The sequence below is a fragment of the Jiella avicenniae genome (assembly GCF_021390325.1).
Lineage (GTDB): Bacteria > Pseudomonadota > Alphaproteobacteria > Rhizobiales > Rhizobiaceae > Jiella > Jiella avicenniae.
Window position 1 is genome coordinate 186,035 of the sequence record NZ_JAJUWU010000006.1, and the last position, 10,611, is coordinate 196,645.

Annotated in this window: 12 protein-coding genes, 1 tRNA gene and 1 pseudogene; 7 read left to right on the forward strand and 7 right to left on the reverse strand. The window is 67.6% G+C overall.

Annotated elements, in window-relative coordinates; all coding sequences use genetic code 11:
• Positions 1-43: 43 nt before the first annotated feature.
• Positions 44-331: a hypothetical protein gene (locus tag LZD57_RS07700; protein ID WP_233719029.1), complete on the reverse strand. Its 288-nt coding sequence runs from the start codon at positions 329-331 to the stop codon at positions 44-46.
• 393 nt (positions 332-724) lie between these two features.
• On the opposite strand from LZD57_RS07700, the gene LZD57_RS07705 reads away from it, so the two are divergent.
• Positions 725-1,300, forward strand: coding sequence for a HupE/UreJ family protein (locus tag LZD57_RS07705; protein ID WP_233719030.1), 576 nt, complete (start codon positions 725-727; stop codon positions 1,298-1,300).
• A gap of 143 nt (positions 1,301-1,443) precedes the next feature.
• Positions 1,444-1,749: an urease subunit beta gene (locus LZD57_RS07710; RefSeq protein WP_233719031.1), complete on the forward strand. Its 306-nt coding sequence runs from the start codon at positions 1,444-1,446 to the stop codon at positions 1,747-1,749.
• A gap of 16 nt (positions 1,750-1,765) precedes the next feature.
• On the opposite strand, the gene LZD57_RS07715 is transcribed toward LZD57_RS07710, so the two are convergent.
• Together LZD57_RS07715 and LZD57_RS07720 are read right to left on the reverse strand one after the other, a co-directional pair.
• Positions 1,766-2,224 carry a hypothetical protein gene (locus tag LZD57_RS07715; protein WP_233719032.1) on the reverse strand — a complete coding sequence of 153 codons (459 nt, stop codon included), beginning with the start codon at positions 2,222-2,224 and terminating at the stop codon, positions 1,766-1,768.
• A gap of 178 nt (positions 2,225-2,402) precedes the next feature.
• Positions 2,403-2,834, reverse strand: coding sequence for a hypothetical protein (locus LZD57_RS07720; RefSeq protein ID WP_233719033.1), 432 nt, complete (start codon positions 2,832-2,834; stop codon positions 2,403-2,405).
• 182 nt (positions 2,835-3,016) lie between these two features.
• Here LZD57_RS07720 and ureC point away from each other — a divergent pair, with 182 nt between their 5' ends.
• On the forward strand, positions 3,017-4,729 hold the full coding sequence (gene ureC / locus LZD57_RS07725; RefSeq protein WP_233719034.1) for an urease subunit alpha: 1,713 nt from the start codon (positions 3,017-3,019) through the stop codon (positions 4,727-4,729).
• A gap of 75 nt (positions 4,730-4,804) precedes the next feature.
• Here ureC and LZD57_RS07730 read toward each other — a convergent pair whose 3' ends face one another.
• Positions 4,805-5,938 carry a GGDEF domain-containing protein gene (locus LZD57_RS07730; RefSeq protein ID WP_233719035.1) on the reverse strand — a complete coding sequence of 378 codons (1,134 nt, stop codon included), beginning with the start codon at positions 5,936-5,938 and terminating at the stop codon, positions 4,805-4,807.
• Positions 5,935-6,441: a putative pterin-binding protein gene (locus tag LZD57_RS07735; protein ID WP_233719036.1), complete on the reverse strand. Its 507-nt coding sequence runs from the start codon at positions 6,439-6,441 to the stop codon at positions 5,935-5,937. The genes LZD57_RS07730 and LZD57_RS07735 overlap by 4 nt, the downstream gene beginning before the upstream one ends.
• A gap of 222 nt (positions 6,442-6,663) precedes the next feature.
• Between LZD57_RS07735 and LZD57_RS07740 the strand changes: the two genes are divergently transcribed.
• The 3 genes from LZD57_RS07740 to ureG are packed head-to-tail and all read left to right on the forward strand — an operon-like array spanning position 6,664 to position 8,493.
• Positions 6,664-7,104: an urease accessory protein UreE gene (locus LZD57_RS07740; protein ID WP_233719037.1), complete on the forward strand. Its 441-nt coding sequence runs from the start codon at positions 6,664-6,666 to the stop codon at positions 7,102-7,104.
• Positions 7,105-7,123: 19 nt separating this feature from the next.
• A complete protein-coding gene (locus LZD57_RS07745) occupies positions 7,124-7,864 on the forward strand; it encodes an urease accessory protein UreF (protein WP_233719038.1) in 741 nt (246 codons plus the stop codon).
• Positions 7,861-8,493 carry an urease accessory protein UreG gene (ureG, locus tag LZD57_RS07750; protein WP_233719039.1) on the forward strand — a complete coding sequence of 211 codons (633 nt, stop codon included), beginning with the start codon at positions 7,861-7,863 and terminating at the stop codon, positions 8,491-8,493. The genes LZD57_RS07745 and ureG overlap by 4 nt, the downstream gene beginning before the upstream one ends.
• Positions 8,494-8,714: 221 nt before the next feature.
• Here the strand turns inward: ureG and LZD57_RS07755 are convergent, their stop codons facing one another.
• On the reverse strand, positions 8,715-9,275 hold the full coding sequence (locus LZD57_RS07755; RefSeq protein ID WP_233719040.1) for a DUF1499 domain-containing protein: 561 nt from the start codon (positions 9,273-9,275) through the stop codon (positions 8,715-8,717).
• A gap of 158 nt (positions 9,276-9,433) precedes the next feature.
• On the opposite strand from LZD57_RS07755, the gene LZD57_RS07760 reads away from it, so the two are divergent.
• Positions 9,434-9,510, forward strand: a tRNA-Arg gene (locus LZD57_RS07760).
• Between the two features lie 44 nt (positions 9,511-9,554).
• Here LZD57_RS07760 and LZD57_RS07765 read toward each other — a convergent pair.
• A pseudogene (locus LZD57_RS07765) lies at positions 9,555-10,484 on the reverse strand (integrase core domain-containing protein); the annotation flags it as partial.
• Between the last annotated feature and the right edge of the window lie 127 nt (positions 10,485-10,611).

The window sequence follows — 10,611 nt, forward strand, 5'->3', positions numbered from 1 at the left end:
CGGTTGGGAAACCTCGCCGGTCGCCCCGTCCGTCGGCGCGATTCTATCGCGCCGGGCGGTTCTCGACCTCGGCCGTGACCATGGACGTCTCGGCAGACCCGGCGGCCCTGCCGGTCCCGGCGAATCCGCCGGCCATGACCTGGTCGGCGGCGAAGAGTTCCGGCGAGCCGATGAACCGATAGCCCTGTTCGATCATGGAATAGAATGCCGGTCCCGTCCGGTCGCCGATCGTCACCACGCGGACGATCAGCGGCTGATCGTTGCCGGCCGGGACTGCAAAGGCCGCGACGGCGATCGCTGCGAGCATCCCGAAAAGGATTGGTCGCGTCATCGAATTGCTCCAACCTGTCGTGGAAGGCTGCCCCGATCCGTTCCGCCGGTGCTTGACCTTCCGATACGTCATTTTGCCGTCATGGCGGCTCAATGGCAATAAAACGAAAATGTGAGGAAGTGGTTTCACCCGCAACGTCCGCATGCGGCGGCGTCGGGCCGACGTCGGCGGCGATCAGCCGTCGGTCGTGCCATCACGGGCCTCGCGTCGCCCGGAGCGGCGTGGCTTGTGCATTTGCGAAAAAGCCTTTGACAGCGGCAGCTCACGGAAACATCATCGCGCCGCCCGGGCCCGTGGTCGGCTCCGCCGGCACGGCCGGGTCATTTCCAATACGTTCGACGGCTGGGGCGCGACCCAAGTCGGGGCGCCGGTCGACCAACATCGAGGGACAACATGCCGAAACGCACTCTCCTGGCAGCCGCTGCCATCCTGGCAACGCCGCTGCCGGCCTTTGCCCATCTCAACCCGGCCGAACACGGCTCGTTGCTCGCCGGCGTGTCGCATCCTCTCACCGGTGTCGACCACATCGTCGTCATGCTGCTCGTCGGCATCTGGGCGGCGACCTTCAAGGGCCCGGCCCGCTTCGCCATCCCCGCCGCCTTCGTCGGCATGATGCTCGTCGGCTTCGGGCTCGCCATGGCCGGCGTCGCGCTGCCCTTCGTCGAGCCGGCCATCATCGCCTCGCTCGTCGCCGTCGGTCTTCTGATCGCGCTCGCCGTCCGTGTCCCGGCGCTGGCGGCCGCTGCGATCGTCGGCGTCTTCGCGGTGTTCCACGGCCATGCGCACGGCTCGGAACTGGGCGCGGCCGGCGCCGTCTCCTATGCCTGCGGCTTTGCGGTGGCGACCGCGGCCCTTCACGGCGCGGGGCTCTGGCTCGGCTCGGCGGCAGTCCGTCATGCCCAGCCGATGGCGATCCGCGCCGCCGGCCTCTTCGGTGCCGTGGCCGGCCTCGCGCTGTTCGCCGCCTGAGCGGCCAAGGCCGAACGACGTCCCCGTGCCGCAGGCCGGCGCGGGGGCAGGTGGCCTTGCGGCCTCGCCCGTGATTTGATGGTGTCCGGGTTCGAGGTTCGCCGCGGGGCGGACGCCTCCATCTTGCGAAAGGCCTATCGCCCATGATTCCCGGCGAAATCATCACCATGGACGGCGAACTGACGCTGAATGCCGGCCAGGACGCATTGACGCTGGTCGTCAGCAACGGCGGCGACCGGCCGGTGCAGGTCGGCAGCCACTATCATTTCGCCGAGACCAACCCGGCCCTGTCCTTCGACCGGGAGGCTGCGCGGGGCATGCGGCTCGACATCGCCGCGGGAACCGCCGTGCGGTTCGAACCGGGTCAGACCCGCGAGGTCACACTCGTGCCGCTCGGGGGCAGCCGCAAGGTGTTCGGCTTCAACGGTCAGGTGATGGGAAGCCTCTGAGGCCTCGCCGGGGCGCTCAGTTCCCGGCCGCGTCCGGCGTCGCGCTCGGTGCCGAGGCGAGACCGCGCTGGATCGCCTCGAGGTCGATGCCGACCCGAGGGGTGGGCAGTTCGGGCGCCGGGGTCTGCACGGGCGCGAGCTGCGCCGAATAGTTCGAGTTCATCGGGTCGCCGGACGTGCCGAGCGTGTCGACGGGGGACGTCCCGATATCTCCCGATCGGGCGAGCGCATCGACATTGGTGCTGCCGATCGAGGACGACCCCTCCGTCGCCCGAAGCTGCGTGCCGCTCGAGGAGGTGCCGCCCGAGGAGGTGCCGGTCGGTGTGCCGGCGATGCCGCCCGTCGTGGACGTCGTCCCCGAGAGCTGACTGGTCCGAATCGACTGTGCCGAAGCCGGCGCCGCGAGCGCCATGGCGGCACCGAGCGCCACTGGAACGAGCGCGGCCGAGAGGCGGGCGGAGCTTGAGATACGCATGACGGTTCTCCATTGGAGCTGATCGATCGGAGCAGCCGGAACGCTCCGGTCGTTCCTTCGAACTAACTGGCCTTCGGCAGGGAAATTTCCATCCCCCGCCAGCCGCTTCGCGGCGCTGCCGGATCGATTGGAGCCAGCTAGGCGGCGAAAAAAGGCGGACGCTGGACGCCAGCGCCCGTCAGCGGGGCGGAGCGCGCCGGATGATCGCCCGGTGCGAGCCGTTCGAACGGCCGCGGGTCACCGAACTCGAGCCGATGGCGCCGGGCCCTTCCCGCGCGAAGGTGCCGGAATTGATGCCGTCCAGCCGCGAATTGCCCTCGGTCGCCCGCCGCTCGGTCTCGCCGGCGCCGCTTGCGCCGTTCGGAATCTTCGGGCGCAGATAGCTGTTGTCGTAGTCGCGGCCGTAATAGCGCTCCTCGACCGTATCGCCGAAGACCGGCGCGTTCTCGATGCCGACGTTCGGCCGCGGCGGTGCGCCGCCGATCTTGGCGCCGGCCATGGAAGAGCCCGGCACGCTGATTCCCGGACCGGGATCGAAGGGCTGGGCTGCCGCGGGCGCGGCGGCGAGGACGGCTGCCGCCACGGCGAGGAGGGGGATCGGGCGTCGCATCGGATTTCCTTCGAGGGCGCTGCGGGGCTCCGGCTCGCGGTCGGATGGAAAAGCCGCGCGCATCCTCCGGTTCGAGTGAAGACAAGCTTTCTCGACCGACATATGGTGATCCGATCACGTGGCGTCACCGCGCTGCGTCTTCACGACCCGATCGACAGTCCCGCTCGCACGAGAGACACGCCATGCCAGCCAAGATCACGCGCGCATCCTACGCGGCCATGTTCGGCCCGACCACCGGGGACAAGGTGCGGCTCGCCGATACCGAACTCTTCGTCGAGGTCGAGAAGGATCTGACGACCTATGGCGAGGAGGTGAAGTTCGGCGGCGGCAAGGTGATCCGCGACGGCATGGGCCAGTCCCAGCATTCGCGCGCCGACGGGGCGGTCGACACGGTGATCACCAACGCGCTGATCCTCGACCATACCGGCATCTACAAGGCCGACATCGGCCTGAAGGACGGGCGCATCGCGGCGATCGGCAAGGCCGGCAATCCGGACACGCAGCCCGGCGTCACCATCGTCGTCGGGCCGGGGACGGAGGCGATCGCCGGCGAGGGCAAGATCGTCACCGCAGGCGGCTTCGACAGCCACATCCACTTCATCTGCCCGCAGCAGATCGACGAGGCGCTGTTTTCCGGCGTCACCACCATGCTCGGGGGCGGCACCGGCCCGGCCCACGGGACGCTGGCCACCACCTGCACGCCCGGCCCCTGGCATCTTGCCCGAATGCTCCAGGCGACCGACGCCTTTCCGATGAATCTCGGTTTTTCCGGCAAGGGCAACGCCTCGCTGCCGGCACCGCTCGTCGAGATGATCGAGGGCGGCGCCTGCGCGCTGAAGCTCCACGAGGACTGGGGCACGACGCCGGCGGCGATCGACAACTGCCTGTCCGTGGCCGACGACCACGACGTCCAGGTGATGATCCACACCGACACGCTGAACGAATCGGGCTTCGTCGAGAACACCGTCGACGCCTTCAAGGGCCGCACCATCCACGCCTTCCACACCGAGGGCGCCGGGGGCGGCCATGCGCCGGACATCATCAAGGTGTGCGGGCTTCAAAACGTCCTGCCGTCCTCGACCAACCCGACCCGGCCCTACACGGTGAACACCCTGGAAGAGCATCTCGACATGCTGATGGTGTGCCACCATCTCGACGCGTCGATCCCCGAGGACATCGCCTTTGCCGAATCGCGCATCCGCAAGGAGACGATCGCCGCCGAGGACATCCTCCACGACATGGGCGCCTTCTCGATCATCGCCTCGGACAGCCAGGCCATGGGCCGCGTCGGCGAGGTGATCATCCGCACCTGGCAGACGGCCGACAAGATGAAGCGCCAGCGCGGGCGGCTGCCGGAGGAGACGGGCGACAACGACAATTTCCGGGCCAGGCGCTACGTCGCGAAATACACGATCAACCCGGCGATCGCGCAGGGCATGTCGGCCGAGATCGGCTCGATCGAGGTCGGCAAGCGCGCCGACCTGGTTTTGTGGGACCCGGCCTTCTTCGGCGTGAAACCGATGATGGTGCTTCTCGGCGGCATGATCGCCGCCGCCCCGATGGGCGACCCGAACGCCTCGATCCCGACGCCGCAGCCGGTGCACTACCGGCCGATGTTCGGCGCCTTCGGCAAGGCGGTGGGCGCGACGGGGGTCACCTTCGTCTCACAGGCGGCGATGGGCCGGGGCCTCCGGGACGCGCTCGGCTGCGAGAAGACCTTCCTTCCGGTGAAGAACACCCGCGGCGGCATCGGCAAGTCGGCGATGATCCACAATGCCGCGACGCCCAGGATCGACGTGCATCCGGAAACCTACGAGGTGCGGGCCGACGGCGTCCTGCTCACCTGCGAGCCGGCCAAGGAACTGGCGATGGCGCAGCGTTATTTCCTCTTCTGAGGGCAGGCGGCGGCCATCGCGGCGCGACCGTCCGGAGAGCGCTTCGGCGCCCCTGCCTGCCAGCCATGAACGGCATCAGCCGCAGGCGAGTTGCGGGGGCCGATGGAAGCGGCCCGAAAGATCCGGAACGGCATTTCGATGGTCGCGCTTGGCGCCGTACATCGCGCCGTCGGCCTGGGTCATCAGCAGTTCGATGTCGGCGCTCGATGCGACCGTTCCGACGGAAATGCCGATCGAGAGCGTCGCGCCGGCGAAGTCGGTCGTCTGGCAACCCGAGCGAAAGGCGTCTTCGATTGCCGCACAGCGACTCTCCGCCCGCTTCCAGGCGTCCTTGCCGGTGAAGATCACGACGAATTCGTCACCGCCCAGCCGCGCCGCCAGCGCGTCGTCGCCGGCCTGGTCGCGCAGGACGTCCGCGAGGCAGCGCAGGAGAGCGTCGCCCTCCGCATGGCCGAGTTCGTCGTTGACGTCCTTGAAGCGATCGACGTCGATCACGGCAAGCGCGATCGTCACGGGCTTGCCGCCCGCCGGCTTCCAATCGTAGATCGCCGCCCGGTTCGGCAGACCGGTCAGGACGTCGGTGACGGCTGCCTGCCGCAGCCGCTGCTTCTGGCGGAAGACGACGACGAGGAGAGCGAGACCGATGCAGCACGTCAGGAAGATGGCCGAGCTCAGGCGGACCATCGTCGCGGCGAGAAGCTCCTGCTCGTGTTGCGCGACTTCCGATTGACGGACGTTGGCGAGGGCGGTCAGCCGGGTGAATTCGTTGGCCGCTCGATCGAGGGCGTTGAGCGCCTCGATGCCGCTCTCCGTCGAGTCGAGCGCGGCGATGAGCGGCCGGATCGCGAAGAGCGTTTTTTCCAGGTTGTCGCGCGCCGTCGCCGCCTCGGGCACGTCGATCGGCCCGTAGGCGATCGGTATCGTGGAAATCCGGCCCTTGACGATCGCCCATCTGAGCTTCGCCGCGCCGGTGCCCTCGTCGTCGAGGATCGCGTCGCTGATCGCTGCATGCAGCCTCAGGATCTCGATCTGCGTTCGCGCATAGACGTAGGAGAGATTGTAGTTCGAGAGTTCGACGATCTGACCCTGATAGCGCTGAATCTGCACGCTCGTCACGGCGGCGAACCCGGCAAGCGCGCAGGTCGCGAGCAGCAACGCGCCCGTGAAGCGATCGAAGTTGCGGATCGTCGTCCACCACCGCCTGATCATGACAGCCTGATCCGCGATATCTGCCAGATGCAGAGGCCGAAATGCGGCTTGTCCTTGAGCTCGGGCCTGTCGTCGAAGGGAAAGATGAGCAAGGCCGGGCCTTTGTCAGCCACCGACATGAACGCCCCATTCTGCCTGATGGCGAAGATCGCGTCGTCGGCGACGAGCCGGGATACGTCTGCGGTCGCCGCGTATTCGTCGAGTGCGGCGATCTCGGCCCGTTCGAACGCCGCTTCGGGCGCGAAAGCCCGCAGCAATTGCGCGACCGACGGCCCTTCGAAGACGGCGGGCGTCGCGATCCACGGGGCTTTCGTCTCGAAGCGGGTCTGCGGCAGCGCCGCCAGATCGTCGCGACTGAAGCGCGTCGTCCTGCCACGGCCGGCGGTGACGGAAACGAGCTTTTCGGCGGGATCGTCGAAGTCGCCGGCGGCATGCGCCGACACGAAAGAGAACGGATGGGCCGCTGCCGCAGAGATTGCCAGGAGAACGGAACGGCGGCTCATGCTTCTCACGACGATGCTTCTTTCCGCAGTTGACGTTACGGAGAGCTTGGCGTTTCGGAGCTAAATTTTCGTGAAGCCGCGCATTGCAATCCGTGCGAAATGTCGGCTTACCGGGCGGGCGACCGGCGGGTGCCGACTACCGCCGGTCGGTTTTGCGCATTATCTTCCGCCCGCAAGCGCTCCATCCGGCTTGCCGGGATTTCAGGATCGAAAGGGCTTCCCATGATCGTCGGAAACACCGTTCTGCGGCGTGGGGACTGGACCGAGGCGGCGGACACCATCACCCTCGACGAGAGCCTCAGGCATCGCCGCCGCATGGCGATGGTCTCCGATGGCGGCATCGCCTTTCTTCTCGATCTGCCGGAAACGACGCTGCTGCGCGACGGCGACGGCATCCTTCTCGACAACGGCGCGGTGATTGCGGTGCGGGCCAAGCCGGAGCCGCTCCACGAGGTGCGCGGCCGGGACACGGCCCATCTCGTCGCGCTGGCCTGGCAGATCGGCAACCGCCATCTGGCGGCGCAGATCTTCGCCGACCGGCTGACGATCCGCCGCGATCCCGTCATCCGCGACATGCTGCTCGGTCTCGGCGCAGAGGTCGAGGAGATCGAGGCACCCTTCGATCCGGAAGGCGGGGCGTATCAGGCCCATCACCACGATTGAGAGAAAGGGTGCGCCGGGAATGCCGGGCGAAATTTGCAAGGCGGAAGACGGCGCGCACCGCAGCCGGGCCGCGGCCGGGGCCTCGCCGGGTGACCTCGCGACGCTGCTGACGCTGTTCTCGCCGGCCTTTCCGATCGGCGGCTTCGCCTATTCCCACGGTCTCGAAACGGCCGTCCGCGAGTGCCGCGTCAAGCGCGCGCGGGACGTCGAGCGCTGGGTCGAGGTGCTGATGTCGCGCGGCAGCGGCTGGAACGACCTCGTCTTCGTGGCTCTCGCCCATGGCGCGGTCACCACCGGCGACGACGCGGCGCTCGCCGACCTCGCCGAACTCGCGAGCGCCCTGTCCGGCAGCGCCGAGCGGCGGGCGGAAACCGTCGGCCTCGGCAGCGCCTTCCTCACCGCCGCGCGGCCCTGGATCGCAGCGGCTGGCCATCGGCTGGCGGTCCTCGAAGAGATCGACGCGATGCCGATGCCCGTCGCGGCCGGCGCCGTCGCGGCGCTGGCCGGTCTCGGCAAGGGCGACACGCTCACCGCCCATGCCCAGAACTTCGCGCATTCGCTGGTTTCGGCCGCCGTGCGTCTGGTGCCGCTCGGACAGGGCGAATGGGTCGGGGTGATCCATGCCCTGGCGCCGGCGATCGTCGGAAATGCCGGGCGCGCCCGCACCGCGACGCTGGACGATCTGGGCTCGTCCGCATTAGTTTCCGAGATCGCCGCGATGCGGCACGAAACGCTCCCAACGAGGCTCTTTCGGTCATGATTTCCACCAACGGCCCCCTGCGCGTGGGCATCGGCGGCCCGGTCGGCTCGGGCAAGACGACCCTCACCGAAAAGCTCTGCAAGGCGGCGCGGGAAAACTGGTCGATCGGCGTCGTCACCAACGACATCTACACCCGCGAGGACGCCGAGGCGCTCGTCCGGCTGCAGGCGCTCGCCGCCGACCGGATCATCGGCGTCGAGACCGGCGGCTGCCCGCACACGGCGATCCGCGAGGACGCCTCGATCAATCTCGCCGCGATCGCCGAACTCAAGCGGCGCCACGCCGACCTCGATCTCGTCCTGGTCGAATCAGGCGGCGACAATCTCGCCGCGACCTTCTCGCCCGACCTCGTCGACCTGTCGATCTACGTCATCTCGGTCTGCCAGGGCGACGACATTCCGCGCAAGGGCGGGCCGGCGATCACCCGGTCGGACCTTCTCGTGGTCAACAAGACCGATCTCGCCCCTTACGTCGGCGCCGATCTGGAGCGGATGCGACGCGACGCCGAAGCGGGCAGGGGCGTCCTGCCGACGGTGTTCACCGACCTGTCGCGAGCAAAGGGCCTTGCCGAAATCGTCGATTTCCTCGCCGTCATGGGGGGGCTCGCGAGGATCGAGGCTGCGGCCTGATCTTCTTCGAGGTCGAGGTCGAGGTCGAGGTCCCGCCGCCGCGAGGGTTCAATGCCGGTCCGGCCGGCGGAAGGCGCTGGCGGCGTCGCAATTCGCCGGCCGCCGCAGGCCCCCGATGCATGCGCGCCGCGCGGCGGATCCCGATCCGCCGGACCTCGAACCGGACGCCCTTACAAGCGTCGACACGCGGGGAAGCGGCTGCGCCGTCGGAGCCCAGGGCATCATTCCGCGGTGATCGCCTCCACCGCCGGGATGCGGCCCAGCGCCCGCACGATCGCCTCCAGCCGGGCGCGGTTGGCACCGAAATCGCCGCGGCCGACGAGGGACCGGGAGTAGAGCATCAGCGCGGTCTGGCCGCCGGCGACGGTGACGGCTCTCGCGTCGAGCGTATCGGGAAATTCGAACACCTGGCTGCGGAAGACGTAGCGGCGATAGGCCGGATCGCGGCCGTCGTCGACGCGTTCGGCCCGTCCGCTCGATCGGGCGGCATCGTCCAGCGCCTCGATCAGGGCCGCAGGGGACGTCCGATAGGTCGGCAGGATCAGGTCGACGGGCTGGGTGCATGCGCCTTTCGAACAGGCGAGGGCGTCGTTCGGCGCGTCGCGGCGACGCAGGCGGGCGAAATCGACCGGCCCCTGATCGGCCGGGCCTGCCGCCCACCGCCAGATCCGCCGCGGCCCGATGGCGAAGAACCCGGCTATCGCGACGCCCGCCGCGGCGGCGACGCCGATCAGGATCCGGCGGGTCGCATGACCCTTTCGCGTCGTCTTGAGCCGGCCCATGGAACCCTCCGTCGTCTTGCCATCGCCGACCCTGAACGGCAGCGCGTCGACCGGGTTCCTCTCCCATGGCGCCGACCTCGCCCAAATCCCGCTCTTGCCGCCGCCGGCCAGATGCGATAGGGAACCTCCCCATACACGTCGTCGCCCTGCGCCGATCCGCACCCGTAGCTCAGCTGGATAGAGTGTCGCCCTCCGAAGGCGAAGGTCACAGGTTCGAATCCTGTCGGGTGCGCCATTCCTTTTTCTGTCCGACCCGGACACATGGGTAACAGAACGTTCCTAAGACAAGGGTGACAATCTCGTGCCGAACGGATTGTCGATAGTTTGCAAGGTTCTCTGTTCCAGGTCGATATATCCCAGATCGTAGCTCATGAAGCTGACGATCCAAATGCCTTCCTCGATCTCCTTTATTCCGAGCCTCTGACCGGCCATGACGGTCGAGACGTTGATCTTCTTTCTGTGCATGCAGATGCGGCCACAGGCGGTGACGAGAACATCCCTGTCATGGAACGGGTAGTCGATTTCGGGCAGGCCCCGATAGGCCCTTGAAGAAGGGGCGTAGACGTCGCTCGGCGTCTTCATTGCGAGAGCCTCGTGCGGGCGTTCGGTGTTGAACTCTCTGACGAATTCGTCGAAGCGGGCCTGCTGTTGCAGGCTATTTGCACCGGGCGGCCGTGTCGTCTCCTTCTTCAATGTCAGGTGCATGCGTTCGTGGCGGCCGTTCTGTTGCGGATGGCCGGGTTTGATCCGTTCGATCGCGATGCCGAGGCGCAGCCAGAAGACGGAAAGCCTGGACAGATTGTAGAGCCCGTTGGGTGAGGCGAAGGGCAGACCGTTGTCGGATCGCATCGCCTGCGGCAGGCCGCGTTCCTTGAACAGGCGCACGAAGGCCTCGATGACGGGATCTTCCTTCGTCGCTTCCAAGGCTTCGCAACACAGAATCGAACGGGAAGCCTGATCGGTGACCGTCAAAGGGTAACAGTATCGGCCATTGCCGGTCTTGAACTCGCCTTTGAAATCCGTGCACCACAGGTCGTTGGGCTGGAGCGCCTGTGACAGCGCGGTGCCCGTGGCGGTGAAGCGCCGCCTTTGACGGGCGCGCTTCACCAGGCCGTGCCGGTCGAGCACCGCGTGGACTGTCGAGGTGGCGGGGATGCGCACATCGCCGGCGAGCTTCCTGACGAGCAGCTCCCTGATCTTTCTGGCGCCCTAGAGAGCGTCTCCATAAACGGGTTCATCTGAGCGGCACGATCTGATTCATTCTCCTTGAAAGGAGAATGCCATGCGTCGTCATGAACTCACGGATCAGGAATGGGCGGTGATCGAGCCGCTGCTA